This is a genomic window from Myxococcus sp. CA033 (assembly GCF_013336625.1).
Classification (GTDB): Bacteria; Myxococcota; Myxococcia; order Myxococcales; family Myxococcaceae; genus Myxococcus; species Myxococcus llanfairpwllgwyngyllgogerychwyrndrobwllllantysiliogogogochensis.
This window is the reverse complement of sequence record NZ_JABUMU010000041.1, coordinates 23,365-38,220: the sequence shown is the minus strand read 5'-3', so window position 1 is coordinate 38,220 and position 14,856 is coordinate 23,365. Positions and strand designations below refer to the sequence as shown.

Annotated in this window: 10 protein-coding genes; 3 read left to right on the top strand and 7 right to left on the bottom strand. The window is 68.5% G+C overall.

Annotated features, from left to right (window positions below):
• Nucleotides 1-193: 193 nt before the first annotated feature.
• Both HUA78_RS45025 and HUA78_RS45020 read right to left on the bottom strand, forming a co-directional pair.
• Complete coding sequence (locus HUA78_RS45025; protein WP_174479046.1) at nucleotides 194-697, bottom strand: DUF4334 domain-containing protein; 504 nt, start codon at nucleotides 695-697, stop codon at nucleotides 194-196.
• A complete protein-coding gene (locus tag HUA78_RS45020) occupies nucleotides 694-1,815 on the bottom strand; it encodes an NAD(P)-dependent alcohol dehydrogenase (protein WP_174457994.1) in 1,122 nt (373 codons plus the stop codon). Before HUA78_RS45020 ends, HUA78_RS45025 begins: the two co-directional genes overlap by 4 nt.
• 252 nt (nucleotides 1,816-2,067) lie before the next feature.
• On the opposite strand from HUA78_RS45020, the gene HUA78_RS45015 reads away from it, so the two are divergent.
• Nucleotides 2,068-4,854 (top strand): FG-GAP-like repeat-containing protein, encoded by a 2,787-nt coding sequence (locus tag HUA78_RS45015; RefSeq protein ID WP_254624247.1) that lies wholly within the window; start codon nucleotides 2,068-2,070, stop codon nucleotides 4,852-4,854.
• A 103-nt stretch (nucleotides 4,855-4,957) separates the two neighbouring features.
• Here the strand turns inward: HUA78_RS45015 and HUA78_RS45010 are convergent, their stop codons facing one another.
• The 4 genes from HUA78_RS45010 to HUA78_RS44995 form a co-directional block, all read right to left on the bottom strand.
• Nucleotides 4,958-6,541, bottom strand: coding sequence for a tetratricopeptide repeat protein (locus HUA78_RS45010; protein ID WP_174479044.1), 1,584 nt, complete (start codon nucleotides 6,539-6,541; stop codon nucleotides 4,958-4,960).
• A 56-nt stretch (nucleotides 6,542-6,597) separates the two neighbouring features.
• On the bottom strand, nucleotides 6,598-6,969 hold the full coding sequence (locus HUA78_RS45005; protein WP_174479043.1) for a hypothetical protein: 372 nt from the start codon (nucleotides 6,967-6,969) through the stop codon (nucleotides 6,598-6,600).
• Between the two features lie 92 nt (nucleotides 6,970-7,061).
• Complete coding sequence (locus HUA78_RS46070) at nucleotides 7,062-9,098, bottom strand: DUF4157 domain-containing protein (RefSeq protein ID WP_217442866.1); 2,037 nt, start codon at nucleotides 9,096-9,098, stop codon at nucleotides 7,062-7,064.
• A gap of 98 nt (nucleotides 9,099-9,196) precedes the next feature.
• Entirely contained in the window at nucleotides 9,197-10,021 is an 825-nt protein-coding gene (locus tag HUA78_RS44995; protein ID WP_254624246.1) for a DnaJ family molecular chaperone, read from the bottom strand.
• 523 nt (nucleotides 10,022-10,544) lie between these two features.
• Between HUA78_RS44995 and HUA78_RS44990 the strand changes: the two genes are divergently transcribed.
• Nucleotides 10,545-11,582: a hypothetical protein gene (locus tag HUA78_RS44990; protein ID WP_254624245.1), complete on the top strand. Its 1,038-nt coding sequence runs from the start codon at nucleotides 10,545-10,547 to the stop codon at nucleotides 11,580-11,582.
• Nucleotides 11,583-11,702: 120 nt separating this feature from the next.
• Complete coding sequence (locus HUA78_RS44985; protein ID WP_174479041.1) at nucleotides 11,703-13,334, top strand: peptide-N4-asparagine amidase; 1,632 nt, start codon at nucleotides 11,703-11,705, stop codon at nucleotides 13,332-13,334.
• A gap of 54 nt (nucleotides 13,335-13,388) precedes the next feature.
• Here the strand turns inward: HUA78_RS44985 and HUA78_RS44980 are convergent, their stop codons facing one another.
• Entirely contained in the window at nucleotides 13,389-14,798 is a 1,410-nt protein-coding gene (locus HUA78_RS44980) for a hypothetical protein (protein ID WP_174479040.1), read from the bottom strand.
• Between the last annotated feature and the right edge of the window lie 58 nt (nucleotides 14,799-14,856).

The window sequence follows — 14,856 nt, the reverse complement described above, 5'->3', positions numbered from 1 at the left end:
GGACGAGGACGATGGTGTCGGGCTGGGTCTGGGTCTTCTGGACGGTGGCGCTCATGGCGTACTCCCTCTTGGGTTCACCGCGTCTGCCGCGGTGTGCGTTGCTGACAAGAGGAACAGTAGAGACCTGGGCGTCCGCGAAAAATGGGGCACCGGGCAGAGGACTGTTTCCACGCGGGAAACAATTCAGGGCGCCCTACGCGCCATCCCGGCGCAGCACGAAGAAGTACGGCGACGCCATCCCCCGGGCATCCATCACCCCCAGCAGCGTGTTCGCATCGACCTGTCGGAACACGTCATTCGTGGGCCAGTCGTCGTAGATCATCGTCGCGCTGACCTTGCCCCGGTACACCGTCAGGCGCAGGCGCGCCTTGAACTTCTCGGTCTCCACCGCCGCCCGGTGCGGACCCACGAGGCCGCGAATCGTCGGCGACGGCCACTTCCTCGGGTCGACCGGGAACACCGACGCGCGGTCCTCCGTGTAGAACAGCAGCGGATGCACGCTCTCCTCGTCGACGAACCGCTTGCCGTACCAGCCCGTCGCGCCGAGCATCCCATCCATCGGGTGCCCCGTGTGGAGCTCACTGCCCTTCCAGGTGCCTCGCATGAACCCGAGCTCCACCGTGGGCAGGCTGTCGAACAACGCGAGCGCCTCTTGCGCGTCCAGCCGCCCCGCCTTCACCGCTTCGTCGAAGGTCATCGCGTGTTTCCTCCGTGCATGCGCAGCACGGGCTTGATGGCCGTGCGCGCTTCCATGTCGTGTACCGCGTCGTTGATGGCCTCGAAGTCGTAGGGGCGGCTCAGCTTCTCCAGCGGGAAACGCCCCTCCGCGTGCAGCGCGACCATCCGGGGGATGAAGGTCTTCGGGTCCGCGTCTCCTTCGATGATGCCCACCAGCCGCTTGCCGTAGAGGAGGCGGGTCATCGACAGCGTCACCTCCGACGCTTCGGGGCTGGGAAGCCCCAGCAGCCCGCACGTACCCAACGGCCGTGTCACGTCGAAGGCCTGGCGCAACACCTGGGGCAGGCCCACGCACTCCAGCGCGAAGTCCACCCCGCCCCGGGTGCGCTTGAGCATCGTCTTCGTCAGCTCGGGCTCCGTCGCCAGGAACGTGTCGGTGGCGCCCAGCTCGCGCGCCAGCTCCAGTCGGCCCGCGTCCAGGTCCACCGCGAGGATGCTCGCCGCGCCGGCGACACGCGCCGCCATGACCGCCGCGAGCCCCACCGCGCCCACGCCGAAGACGGCGAGCGTCTGTCCGGACTGGAGCCGGAACGCCTCCAGCACCGCCCCCGCCCCCGTCTGGAACCCACACCCCAGCGGCGCGAGCAGTTCGAGCGGCGCCGCCCGGTCCACCTTCACCGCGTTGTGCCGGTGTGCCAGCACCTGCGTGGCGAACGACGACTGGTGGAAGAAGCCGGAGCGGATGGGCGCCCCGCGCCACCGCATGGGAAACGAGCCATCCGGCCGCGCGCCGGAGAAGTTCCCCGCGTACCCGCGCTCGCAGTAGGCGGGATGCCCGCGCTCGCACGTGCCACACGCCCGGCAGGAGTAGTAGCTGAGCACCACCGCGTCCCCGGGCTCGAAGTCCGTGACGCCCTCCCCCACCGCCTCCACCACCCCCGCGCCCTCGTGACCGAGCACCGCCGGAAAGGGGAACCTCCCCGCTCCCGCCCGGTAGGTGAGGTCCGTGTGACAGATGCCACTGGCTGTCACTCGAACCCGCAGCTCACCCGCGCCAGGCCTGTCCAGTTCGACCTCGTCGAGAATGAACGGCCCACCCACCGCTTGAACCAGCGCCGCACGCACCGGAAGACCCATGGGGCCGCATTATTGGCACTTTGCCAATGAGGGCGCCACCGACACCCAGCCCAATGGCAGGCGTCCCCCTGAAACACCTACTCCGAGTTCAGTTCTGACTCACTTGCGGTGATTTCCTACAGTCCCCTATAGAACGGACTCACTGGAAAAACAAACCAAGGACGGAACATATCTATGACAAGCACGCCCCAAGGGAAGTGGATGTGGCACGCGAGACAGTGCGCTCGGCTGTCGGTCACAGGACTTCTGGCGTTGGCCGCCAGGGGTGAGGCCTCGCTCCCCGTCTCCCCGGAAGCCGATTCGCCAGGCGAGGTCGCCCCGGCGGCGAACGGCCAGTGCGAGGTCCAGCCGCCCTTCGACCCGAACTTCGAGCCGGAGCTCGAGTGGGCCTGGAGTTCGAGCACCGTCATGCCGACCCACGTCCAGGTGATGATGACGCCCATCGTCGTGGAGGTGAACGGGGACGGTGTCCCGGACGTCGTCTTCAGCTCCTTCGAGGGCAGCAACTACACCACCAATGGCGTGCTGCGAGCGCTGAGCGGCGCGGATGGCAGCGAGCTGTGGACGGTGACGGACCCGGCCCTGCGCGTGCGCGGCGCCGCGAGCGTGGCGGGCGCGGACATCGACGGGGACGGACTGGTGGAGCTGTGTGCCATCCCGGAGAGCGGCGCGGGGTTGCTCTGCTTCGAGAACACGGGTGCCTACAAGTTCCGGACGACGGCTTCCCAGAATAGCTGGGGCGGTCCCTCGTTCGCGGACCTGGACGGCGACGGCACGGTGGAGATCCTCAACGGCCACCACGTCTTCCGCAACACCGGGGCGCTGAGGTGGGCGGGCACGGACACCAACAACGGCCCCCAGGGTCCCATCTCGTTCGCGGCGGACATCGACGGTGACGGACTGCAGGAGGTGGTCAACGGTCGGTCCATCTATCGCCACACCGGCGTCCTCAAGTGCCGGAACACCACCATCGGCAACGGGCTTTCGGGGGTGGGCAACTTCGACGCGGACTCGAACGGGGAAATCGTCGTGGTCAGCGGCGGCAGCGTCCATCTGATGGATGACGACTGCACCCTGCTCTGGAGTCAGACGATTCCCGGGGGCGGCAGCGGTGGCGCGCCCAACATCGCGGACTTCGACGCGGACGGGCTGCCGGAAATCGGCGTGGCGGGAGCCAGCCGCTATGCCGTCTTCGAGTCCGACGGCACCGTCAAGTGGGCCAGCCCCACCCAGGACAACAGCTCGAACGTGACGGGCTCGTCCACCTTCGACTTCGAGGGCGACGGCCGCGCCGAGGTCGTCTACGCCGACGAGGTCCGCCTGCGCATCTACGACGGCGCCACGGGCACGGTGCGCTTCGAGGTCGCGCACGCCTCCGGGACGACATACGAGAACCCCCTCATCGTCGACGTGGACGCGGACGACAACGCGGAAATCGTCGTCGCGTCGAACAACTACGGCTTCCCGGGGCCCGCCGGCATCCGCGTGTTCAGAGACCGCAAGGACGGCTGGGTGAACACGCGTCGCATCTGGAACCAGCACGCGTACTCGGTCACGAACGTGAACGACAACGGCACCATCCCCGCGCACCCCATCGCCAACTGGCGCACGCCGGGGCTCAACACGTTCCGCGCCAACAGCCAGGGCACGGGCACCACCAGCCCCTACGCCGCGGCCGACGTGACGGTGACGGAAATCACCTCGTCGTGTGACACGACCAACGGGGCGCTGACCCTGCATGCCCGCGTCACCAACCAGGGTGACGCGGCGACCTCCGCGGGCCTGCGCGTGGCCTTCTACCAGGGTGACCCCACCTCCGGTGGCACACTGCTGGGCGTGGGCATCCTTCCCACCGTGCTCTCCGCTGGTAACAGCGCGATGGTGAGCGCGACGCTCGCCTCGGCCCCTGGAGGAAACACGGTGGTCTTCGCCCGGGCGGACGATGACGGCACCGGCACGGGCCGCGAGACGGAGTGCATCGAGACCAACAACGCGGGCAGCGCGCCCGTCAGCCTCACCTGCATCGCCATCATTCCGCCCGTGGCCCTCTGCCGCCACGTGTCCGTCAACGCGAGCGCCACCACCTGCTCCGCACCGGCGAACGTGGACAACGGAAGCTATGACCCGAACCAGCACCCCGGGCCCTTCTCCGTGTCGCAGTCGCCAGCGGGCCCCTTCGGCCTTGGAACACACTCCGTCACGTTGACGGTCTCCGACGGGCAGGACACCGACACGTGTACGGGCACCGTCACCGTGGTCGACGTCACCCCGCCGGTCATCGCCTGTCCGCCCGAGCGCATCGTCGAGGCCACCGGGCCTGGCGGAGCCTTCGTCACGCCCGGGGCGGCCACCGTCTCCGACGCCTGCGGTGCGCAGGCCAGCGGTCCGGCCGCCGGCACCTATCCGCTTGGAACGACGGCGGTGACGTACACGGCCACCGACGCCGCGGGCAACAGCGCGTCCTGCACCACGGCCATCCACGTGGTCGACTCCGCGGGCACGCCGCCCAGCCTCATCATGTGCGATGTGCCGCGCTACACGTCCGCCGCGCAGGTGAAGGCGTGCGGCTGGGCCACCGCCAGCCCTGGTGGTGCCCCCATCAGCGTGGTGCTACTCTCCATCGACGGGGGCGCGCCGGTGCGCCTCACGCCTGACGCCGGAGGCGGACACGTCGTCCAGTGGTTGAGCCTGGCGGAAGGACACCACACGCTCACGCTCACGGTCATCGCCACCGATGGACGCATCGCCATCGCGAGCCGGCAGGTGACGGTGGACCGCACCGCGCCCCTGCTTCGCGTCGTCGCGCCGAATCCCGGGGAGGCGCAGCCGCGGACGGTGAACGTCACCACCGAGGTGACGGACCTCACGTCGGTCCAGGTGACGGCCAACTGGGTCAACTCCACCACGGTGGGCGCGGGGACGAACCTCGCGACCATCCCGGTGACGTTCTCCGGCCCCGGCTCGCATCTGGTCCTGATTAGAGCCACCGACGCCGCGGGCAACACGGCGGAGCGGGTCATCCAGGTGCTGGTCGAGTAGTGCTGTCCCGGGCGCTCCGTGGAGAAAGTGGGCCACGGAGCGCCTGAGTCCGCCCCCCCTCGGCACAGGCGGGAGGGGGCGCCCTATCGCTCTCGCGAGGTCCCTAGCGCGGCGCCTGTCCCTCGCGATAGTGCTTGAGGCAGTCCTTATCCTCGAGGCTCGCGCAAATCTGACTGAGCAGGGTCAGCCCTCGTTCCTGGCTCGGATTCGCTCGAAGGGACTCGTCGAGCCAACGAAGCGCCTCCTGACTCCGTCCGGCCCGCGCATGGTAGGCCGCCATGACTCGAAGGAGGCCCGGGTGTCGTTGCTTTCGCAGCTCGGTCTGGAGCTTTTCGAAAGCACGCGCCGGAGCGGACTCGACCTCGTGGTCCAGCCTTTCCACCGTGGCATGGATGGGGTTCACCGCACGGGACCGCGAGAAGCATGACTCCGCGCGCTCCGGCATTTTCAAGTCCAGGAAATAGTGCCCGCAGAGCGCGAGGCTCGCTGCACCCTGCTCTCGCTCGAAGTCCTTCATGAGCTTGATCCACGCCGCCCGGGAACGGGCTTGCTCGAGCGATGACGTCGCCACCGGTCCGAATTGCGGGGCCCGCCCCCAGGACTGTATCGCCTCCCCGGGCCGCCCCAGGGACTGAAGGATGAGTCCTTCGAGGAAGTGACCTTGCGGGATCCGCGAGTCGTTGGCGATGCTCGTGCGAACGAGCGCCAAGGCCTGGACATCGTCACCTTGGAGGTAGAGCAGCATGGCGAGGTAATAGGGACCGGCCTTCCTCGACCCCATCGCCACGGACTGCTTGCAAGCCGCGAGCGCATCCTCCTGCTTCCCCAGCATGTGCAGTGCGGCGCAGCGATTCGTCAGCAGCGCGCTCTTGTTCGTGACGTCACCCCGGACGTCCGTAAGCGTCACCGTCGCGAGCGAGGCCGCGTCGAGCGTTTTCAGCGCCCCCTGTGCGTCCCCGAACCCGAGTTGGATGGTCACGAGGCCTACAATCGCGTCGAGGTTGTCCGGGTCGTGCTTCAGTATCGCCTCGTAGACACGAACCCCGGCCGGCCCGTCCATCAAGTGGCCCAGCAGCCACCCGCTCGAAAGATTTGGAGCCATTGGCTCTTCGACAGCCGTACGCAGCTCCTCCAGGGTCTCGATGCCAAACTTGCGCTGGAGTCGAGGAAGCACCATCTCCACGGCGGACGTCGTCAACGGCACGGTCGAAGGCGCCTCCGGCTTCGCCTCCGTGAAGCGGAAGCGAACCTGATGTGGCTTTCCCGGCGGACACTCCAGGTCGTAGATACGGAGGTCCTCTTTGATTAAGCGCCTTCGGCGGAGTGCGTTGATGGGTTGTCCCCGGCACACCACCCCCGTCAGCCAGCTATTCGCAACCCCCATATGCGCAACCTGCAGGGCTGCCTGGGTCGACGTGCCCAGGGACGCGATTTCCGCCTGACGCTCGGATGAAAGCTTGGGAAAGAGGGCGATGAGCCCGAGCGCCGCATCTTCGTTGTCGGTCGGCGACACCACTTTCTTCATCAGTGCGGTCGCGAGTTCATCCGAGGTCTGGGTTGAAGTTGGAGAACCGGTACCACGCTCCGGCGGTGCGGCAGCCACCCCTGCGGCCCCGCCAAGTATGAGCGACGTCAGGAGGGCCCGCAGCGAGCGCGGCAACCAGCGAGAGGAAAGGGAGAAGGGCATGAACTGGCATCCTAGGGCGGCTTCATGCAATCCCTCACTCCTTTCCAAGACCACCCTCACTCAGCGGGCGCGCCGAGCAACTCCTGGATTCGTAAGGCATTGACAGGGTCCCTGCCCCGCGCGGCCTCGAGCGCCGCGCGGCCCTGCTCCACATCTCCGGCCAGGCGCCAGGCGCTCCAGGCATTCGCGTAACAGACACGCCGGTTGTAGGCCATGACGTCCCAGGCCGGCGCGCCCTCTTCCTGGAGCAGCGGCTCCGAGGCGCGCAGGAAGTCCCGGGCCGCGCTGGCGTAGTCGCCCGACTCGTATGCGGCGACGGCCTGCTCGTAGACTCGCTCGGAGTCCTCCTGGCGCGCCGCGCGCTCGGAGGCATCCGCATCCGTGCCGGTGGGATAACCCAGGCGCTCTTCCAGCAAGGGTGGCCCCATGTCTTCCTCCTTCGTCCAAGTGGCTCGGTGCCCCTGGCATGCCAGGACCGGGCAAACCACGACGCCCATCAGGGCCAGCAAGAGCGCGCGACTCACTTCGTGTAGTCGCCGTTCTGGAAGAAGTCGTGGATGGGCAGGTAGTTCGTCTGGAGGAAGGCCGGATTCGTGAGCCACAGCGAGTAGGCCTCCGCGTAGAACTCCTCCGGACTGTGGGGCCAGTTGTCGCGGGCGTACTTCGTGAAGGGAACGATGTTGTGCGCCTTCACCACGTCCACGAAGCGCTGCAGTCTCAACGAGCGCCCTCGGGTATGGGCGAGCTCTCGGGCCGCTTCCCTCCAGGCATCCTGCGAGGTGAGCACCGACGCGTAGGTCACGAGCGCGGGGTTCGCCGCGTTCGCGGTCCGCAGCGCGTCACGTGCGGCGGTCCGCGCGGAGAACGCGGCGAGCAGGGTCTTGTCCAGCGCGTCCAGGTCGCTGCTCGCCGGAGCCTGCGCCACGTAGGCATCCAGGGCGGCGACGGTGGCGGTGATGGCGGAGCGGAACGCGGCACTCTCCGTCTGGTCCGCGGGGGCGAAGGCCGCCGCGGCGGTCGTCGCGGTGGTGAGCTCGGCCTGGGCCTGCGTGCGCTGCGTGCTCAACGCGGTCTTGAGCAAGGCGATGGTCGCGGCTGGGACCTGGACGGCATCCAGCGCGGTCTGGCGTGTGCGGACGGTCCGGAGCGCCCGGTCATAGGTCGCCCGCTGCGCAACCACCGTCGGCCGGAGCGACTGCGTCTCCGACTGGCGGCCCGCGACCCGTGCACGCTCGTAGCGCTCCACGGTTGGATTCAGCGCCGCGACGGCTTTGTTCTGGTCCACGACGGCCTCCGCGTGCCGCGCATGCAGCGGACGCGCGACCTGGACCTCCACGGCGTGACCGACCTCGTGAAGGATGGTTCCATAGCTGGCGGGCCGGGGGTTCGCGGCCTCTCCCAGGAAGCGGGTGTTCGCGGCGAACGCACCATCCGCCAGCTTGAGCGTGGCCCGGCTCGGTGGTGCCGTGGAGCCCTGCGGCACCGCGCCTCCCCTGGAGAACTCGCCCGCGCGTCCGTTGGGGAGCGCCTGCATGCGCACCAGGTCGACGTCCTTCAAGGCCGCGACATCCGTCGCGGGCAACAGGGCGAGGGCCGCGGCCACATCGCTCAGGTGGGCGGCGGTCCAGGTGCTGTCACCATTGACGACCTTGAGGCCAAAGGTCGTGGTAAGGTGCGCATTCACCACGGGGTCGGCGAGCTGTGGGGACGGTGGGACAGCGGCCCTGGAGAGCAGTTCGATCCGGGCATTGCCCGTGGCGTCGATGGCGACACGCACCAGTCCCCTGGGTGAAGGAGTCGTGCTGCCCGGCGGTGGTGGCCACCCCAGCGGGACGGACTGGGTCAGCACCGTGTCCCAGCGGTCCCTGCGGCTCACCTGCCACAAGAAGTACTGAAGGAAGATGAGCGCATCGACGCTCGTGCCAGCACCCGACACGGTGGCACTGAGGATGTCTCCCTTCTTGATGCGCGCGTCGAGCAGTGCCCGGGTGCTGGCGACGGTGTGCCCCGGAGGAAGCGGACTGGAGGTGTACTCCGTCAAATCGAAGAGGGGTGCGCGAAGCACCACGGCCGGGCTCCGAGGAGCCCCCGCTGCGTGGGCCAGCTCATGCCACAGCAACTCCCTCCCCGCGGGAGTCTGGGGAGCGTACTGCCCCGCACGGAAGACGACGTCCCTGCCAGAGGTGAACGCACGCGCGCCTGCGGCCCGTGCGAGGCGGTGCGCTTCCGGGCCATCGTGCAGCTTCACCGAAGCCAGCGAGCCACCGAAGCGCCGCTCCGCATCAGCCCGCAGGGCCGGAGGCAGCGGCTGTCCCTGATGCCCCCGGAGCGCGCTCTCCAGCCCCGTGGGCGCCCTCGCCTCACAGCCGCTCCCACCGACAGGAGGAAGGAGGCTCAGCTTTCCGAAGTCGTGCCCCAGTCCAGAGGGCGTGCCACTCACCGGCTCCAGCTCCGTGCGTGGCGCGGGTGGCACCACGTTCGCCCAGGAAGCGCCCCCGGACACTTTCGACGAAGTAGCCGTCGAACCCTCCCAGGTCCTCTTTGACTGGCGTGCCATGCCAAAGACTGTGACACCTGGATGGATTCAGGCGCAAATCAATCACCCTGGAGGTCGAGCCGAACGAACTCCAATGTCAGACATGCCACGGCGCGGCTTCAGGGGCGCGACTGCTTCCGCACCTGCTCCCAGGCCTCGATGATGCGGCGCGTTTCTTCCTGGGCCAGGGCCTGAAGCTTCGGCCCCAGCTGGGCGACCTTGTCCGGATGGTATTGCGCCACCAGCGCGAGGTACGCCCGCTTCACGTCGGGCAGCGGAGCGCCGGGTGAGACCCCGAGCACTTCCCACGCGGTGGGAGGTGTCTCGGCGGGTGGCTCGGCGGGCTCCTCGGGCTCCTCGGGAGGAACCTCGCGCGCCTCGTCTCGAGGTCGAGGCGCCTCCGCCTCACCCACCGGGTCGAAGCCCTCGGCGCAACCCGCGCACAACAACCGCTCCTGAGCCTCACCACCGTCCTGGGTGACGACGCGGACGTCACAGCAGTCGCCGCACACCACGTGGTGACACCGCTCACAGCGCGCGGCCGACGCGGCCTCCTCCAGCCCCACTCCACACCTGGGACAGTCGTCGGGGAGCGGGGCCTCTTCTCCGCAGCGCACGCAGAACGCCCAGCCCTGGTCGAGCCGCACCTCACACTCGTCGCACTCCAGGCTCCCTTCATGCTCCCAGTGCTTCTCCTCGCCGCACCAGGGACAGAAGGGCATCAGCCACGCCAGCTTGCCCGTGCACTCCGGAGCATCACAGTCGAAGTCGAGCCGATACCCACGGGCGACGGGCCTCGGCGCGTTCTCTTCCTCGAACGACTCGCCACACGCCCAGCAACAGTTGAAGTCCCGGTGGGAGGGCGCGCCACAGGCCTCGCAAGAGGGGTTGCCGTGCTCACTCTTCCAGGAGACCTCGTCGCCACACGTCGGACAGAACGCCATGCATGGCTTCACGTCACCGTGGGTGCAACTTTCCCGTGCGGTTCGCCTCGCGCGCTCACGCTGTCCGCGCGGCGCGGGAAAGGGCGGTGTCTCACCCCGGTCCATCAACACATCCCACAGGCAGGAGCGACACACCCGCCCCTTCACCTGCACACCCGCCTGAGCCGAAGTGCCCGCGCGTGCCCGGAAGTCCGTCGCGTCAAGGACTTGCGTGCTGAGACACGTCTCACACACAGCGTCGCCACATGACTCACAGCGTCCCGCCAGGCGCCGGCTGCCGAAGCCCAGCAACCCGGCCGTCAGCGTCTCCATGCAGCACGGACAGGCTCGCATGCACTTCCTTCACCGGGAGAGGCCCCTACATGGAGCCCGTAAGTGGACGGCCCTCCTGCATGCCCGAGTCCAGAGACGAGGTCCAGAAAGCAACCCCTCACTCCGACATGTCACAAAAGCTTGGATTGTCAGTGACCCATGCGACTGGTGTATGGGGGACGCCTCACGCCACACCCCTGAGGAGTCATCCATGCGTCGTCTCGGTTCAGCCTTGCTTTCCGCCAGCCTGCTGGTCGGCTGCGGTCCCACCACGTCCCCCGAGCCTTCCTCCGAACCGTCGTCGACGGAGGCGCCCAAGGACCAGGTCGCCCCCCTCACGACGACCAATGTCGACCTCGCGCCCGAGTGCCAGGGCCTGCTCACCTTCGTGAACACCGCCGCGCCCGCGACGCTGGACGCGTATCTGCCCAGCGACGTCGTCCTCAACCTCGTCAGCCGCCGCTCGACGGCGCCCTTCGTGACGTTGGCGGAGGTCTCCGGCGTCCACCTGGTCGGCCCGGTCCGTCTGACGCAAATCGAAAGCGGCGCGCGCTCGCTGGGCTACATCACCAGCAGCTGCGTGGGCATCCTGGACGAGCTCGCGCTCTCCACCGATGACGCCGCGGCGGTGGTCTCCCTGGTCAACACCGTGAACGCCGGCACGCTGTACGCCATCCTCCCCTACGCGTGGAATGGCGCCACGACCCTGCTCGCCCTGCGCCCGTTCACCTCGGTGCAGGCCATCTCCAACGCGTCCGGCATCGGCGCGGCGAGCCTGCGCACCCTGCGCAACGCCGCCACCCAGGGCTACGACCTGGAGGTCCTCGTCTCCACGGTGAACGCCGTGCCGGAGAGCAACTGGACGGTGAAGATGGACCTCTCGTTCGACATCGAGGACGTGATGGCGGGAGCGCATGGAAATGACCGGCTGGACTACGCCACGTGCTTCGGCATCGACCCCGCCACCTTCCCGAACTCGCGCTTCACCAACCGCCCGAACCTGGCCAACGCCGCCGAGGTCCACAGCTACGTCGCGAGCGCCGCCAGCACCGCCCAGTACCAGGGGCAGATTCCGACCAGCATCGTCACCAACGGCCTGTCGGACCTGGACTCGCGCACCGCGGGCGGCACGTTCAAGGGCTGCCACCTCGGCTACGACGACGGCCCCTGGGCCGGCATCCAGGTCCACTTCTTCGTCAACGTCGCCACCGGCTTCCGCATCCTGACCGTCCAGCACTGGGTGGAGTGATTCACCCCTGAAGTCCCCCCAGGCCCACCTCACCGGGCCTGGGGTTCAGTCACGGCTCGATTGCCCACGGCACCGGCGAGGCCTAGTCTCCACGGACTAACCGCCTACCAAGGAAAAGCCGTGCGACCTTTCCCCGGAGCATTCGCCGCGGCAGTCCTCGCCCTCGGCGCGGCGCTGCCCGCGCTGGCCGTCGAGCCGCCCCCTGAGTTCGGTACGGATTGGGATGACCCTCGCACGGCCGTCCCCACGGTGGAGCGGCCGGCGACGGCGTCGTGCACCGTCCGAATCGTCGACGAGAAGTTCGACGACTTCACGCCCTTCACCGGCACCTTCACGCCGCCCGCGGATTGCCCGGGGCCGTGGCACAAGGTGGTGCTGCGCATGGAGGGCAAGGTCCAGGGCGTCCAGTACGACCGGCTGGGCCACCTGGAGGTGGGAGGCGTCACCCTGTTCAAGACGTCCACGCCCGAGCCGTCTCGCGAGGGAATCGCGTGGTCGGTGGAGGAGGATGTCACCGCCTACGCGCCGCTGCTGCGCCAGTCCCAGCCCGTGTGGATGCTGATTGGCAACGTGGTCAACGACACGTACACGGGCGTGCTGGACGTGCAGGTGTACCTGACGTTCTACCCGGCACAGGGACGGCGGTTGCCCCCGGCCAGCACCGCCAGCGACGTGCTTCCGCTCGTCAACCCGCGCCGCGAGGGAAGCGCGCTGGTGGGCGAGGTGACGGTGCCCCAGAACACCACGCGGCTCATCGCGGAGGTCTACGCGACGGGCTCGGGCGGAGGCTGTGAGGAGTTCTGGTACATCACCGCGCCCACCGTCGTGCCGTACTCGTGCCCCGCCGACGCGGGCCCGTACCGCGAGGTGCAGATTGAAGTGGATGGAAAGGTGGCGGGCATCGCCATGCCCTTCCCGCATGTGTACACGGGCGGCTGGTCCAACCCGTTCCTCTGGTACGTGCTGCCGGCGCCGCGCGCCTTCAACATCCGCCCCATCGCGTATGACCTCACCCCCTTCGTGGGCCTGCTGACGGACGGCCAGCCGCACCAGCTCCGGGTGAGCGTGCTGGGTGTCCCCGAGGGGCGCCCCGGCTGGGACTTGCCCACCAACATCCTCGTCTGGCGGGATTCACACGCCGCGCGCGTCACGGGCGGACTGCTCCAGCACTCGCTGGGGGCGCTGACGAATGACTCGACGTACGCGCTGGTGGACGGCTGGCACCAGGTGGACACGCAAGGCGGCCAGCACCTGCGCGTGTCTGGTTACGTGAAGACCTCGCGCGGCTGGGAGCTGACGACGGTCGAGCAGAAGGTGTCCAACGCGAGCATGCACCGCTGGCTGGGTGACATGGAGAACCCGGACGAGCTCACCGCCACGTGGAATGACACCAGCACCGTCACCGTCGTGGGTCGCGACCTCTTTCCGACGGTGAGCCGCTCCGACAAGCGCTTCGTGCTCGACGGGCTCATCAGCGTGACGCCCGAGAACCGGCTCACCACGACCATCACCATGAACGACGCGGAGGACGCGTTCGACCTCCAAGGCCTCCAGACGCTGGCGCACCGCGAGAGCAGTGACGTCTTCACCGGAGAGGCCGCGTACACGCTGGGCGTCCCCCGGGCGCAGCGCAACGCGGTGGGGACCTCCACGCATCGCTACCGGGTGAGCGGCTTCCCCGGCGACTGCTACGACCGGAGCATCTCCAGCCGCAACGGCTTCATCACCGAGGACGTCCAGCGCTGCGATTGAGCCGTCCTCCAGCGGTGTCGCTCGGGACGGGACGCCCCTGGGCCTGGGGGCGTCTCACCCTGGCTCGTGCGGTGTTTGAATCCGCGTCCGCTGGACCCAGGCGCGGGCCTTCTCGAGCTCGGCGTCGAACCAGCTGTCCGCGTTGGCCGCCATCACCTCTTCATGGGTGAAGCCGATCTCCGCGGTGGCGGGAGGCGGTTGCTGGCGTCCCCACCGCGCGGCGATGGCTCGGGCCCATGGGGACTGGCTCCGTGCGAGCGCGAGCTGGAGGTACTTGGAATCTCCCGCGTCCGACGCGGCGCGCTCCTGGAGGGCCGCGCTCAACTCCCGCTGAGTCCACGGTGTGTCCAGGACACAGAGGACGGTGGCGATTCGCATCCGGCAATAGGGCACGGAGGAGCGCAGCGCGCGCCGCACCAGCTCCAGGGCGTGTTCAGGCGCATGCTCCAGGGCCAGGAGCGCGAAGTCTCCGTCGAAGGGATTGCCTCCGTAGCCCTTCACCTTGTCCACCCGAGCGAAGGCGAGCACCGCCGCGAGCACCCTCTCCCGCTCGAACTGACGGCGAAGCAGGTAGCTGGCGGCGGCATGGAGTGAATAGGGGTGATGTTCTTCCGGGGACAAGCGCTGGAGCAGCGCGAACACCGCGGGGCCTCCCGCGACGCCCGGCAGCGTGTCCAGCCGCTCAATCGCATCTCCCATCGCCGAGGAGATGGGACCGGAGAGGACTCGCGCGCAAGCCTGGACGAACGCGTCGGGAGGCAAGAGTTCCTGAAGCGCGGCCAGGGCATCACCCGCCGAAGTGGGGGCGGTCGTCCGCGCCAGGAGCCACTGCTTGCGTGCCTCCCGTGCCTCCCGCGCCCTCGCCGCGAACGTGCTGTCGTCCAGCGCCTCGAAGTCTCCGAGCAGGACGAAGCTCTGCTCGCGTTCCTGCCGCGAGCCGAGGTCCAGGGCTTCGGCTGCCTCGGCCAGGGCCTCCAGCTCCGGCGGGAGCCGGAAGACATGCTCACTGGTCGGGTGCCGCAGGAGCCCCTGGTTCTGGAGCTCCCGGATGGCGCTCACCACCAGGTCGCGGCCCGGAAGCAGGGCCATGAGACGGACCTCGGGAACCCCTGGCGCGGAGAGGGAGTGGAGGCGGGTCGCGAAGAAGTAGGGGTCGATGGTGGTCCCCTCGTCTCCGTGGAAATCGACGTCCAGGATTTCGCCAGCGCTGGAGAGGCAACAGCCGCGTCCATGGAAGTCGTACGTCCAGCCCTCGAGCCCCGGGACATCCCCGTCCTCTTCACCTTCGTCCCACTTCGGCGTGAGTCGCTCGTCGATGATGCGGACGAGCCAGCGCTGACGGACGAGCTGGCGCATGAGGCAGACGAGGAGCCACGCGGAGGCTGGGCGAAAGGCAGGCGACTCGTCATCGCTCGCGGGCGCACGGCTCAGCAGGTCGCCAACCGTCTGGATGAGGTCTCTCATGGCATTTGTCGGACGGAGGTCGCCAGTCGCCTGCTCCCCCAGGCGACAGTCGCCTGGA

Bases quoted from the DNA above. Each gene is read 5' to 3' on its own strand.
- HUA78_RS45020 (WP_174457994.1), bottom strand. From the start codon at position 1,815: ATGGGTCTTCCGGTGCGTGCGGCGCTGGTTCAAGCGGTGGGTGGGCCG.
- HUA78_RS44995 (WP_254624246.1), bottom strand. From the start codon at position 10,021: ATGGCGTTCTGTCCGACGTGTGGCGACGAGGTCTCCTGGAAGAGTGAG.
- HUA78_RS45005 (WP_174479043.1), bottom strand. From the start codon at position 6,969: ATGGGGCCACCCTTGCTGGAAGAGCGCCTGGGTTATCCCACCGGCACG.
- HUA78_RS45025 (WP_174479046.1), bottom strand. From the start codon at position 697: ATGACCTTCGACGAAGCGGTGAAGGCGGGGCGGCTGGACGCGCAAGAG.
- HUA78_RS46070 (WP_217442866.1), bottom strand. From the start codon at position 9,098: ATGGCACGCCAGTCAAAGAGGACCTGGGAGGGTTCGACGGCTACTTCG.
- HUA78_RS44980 (WP_174479040.1), bottom strand. From the start codon at position 14,798: ATGAGAGACCTCATCCAGACGGTTGGCGACCTGCTGAGCCGTGCGCCC.
- HUA78_RS44990 (WP_254624245.1), top strand. From the start codon at position 10,545: ATGCGTCGTCTCGGTTCAGCCTTGCTTTCCGCCAGCCTGCTGGTCGGC.
- HUA78_RS45010 (WP_174479044.1), bottom strand. From the start codon at position 6,541: ATGCCCTTCTCCCTTTCCTCTCGCTGGTTGCCGCGCTCGCTGCGGGCC.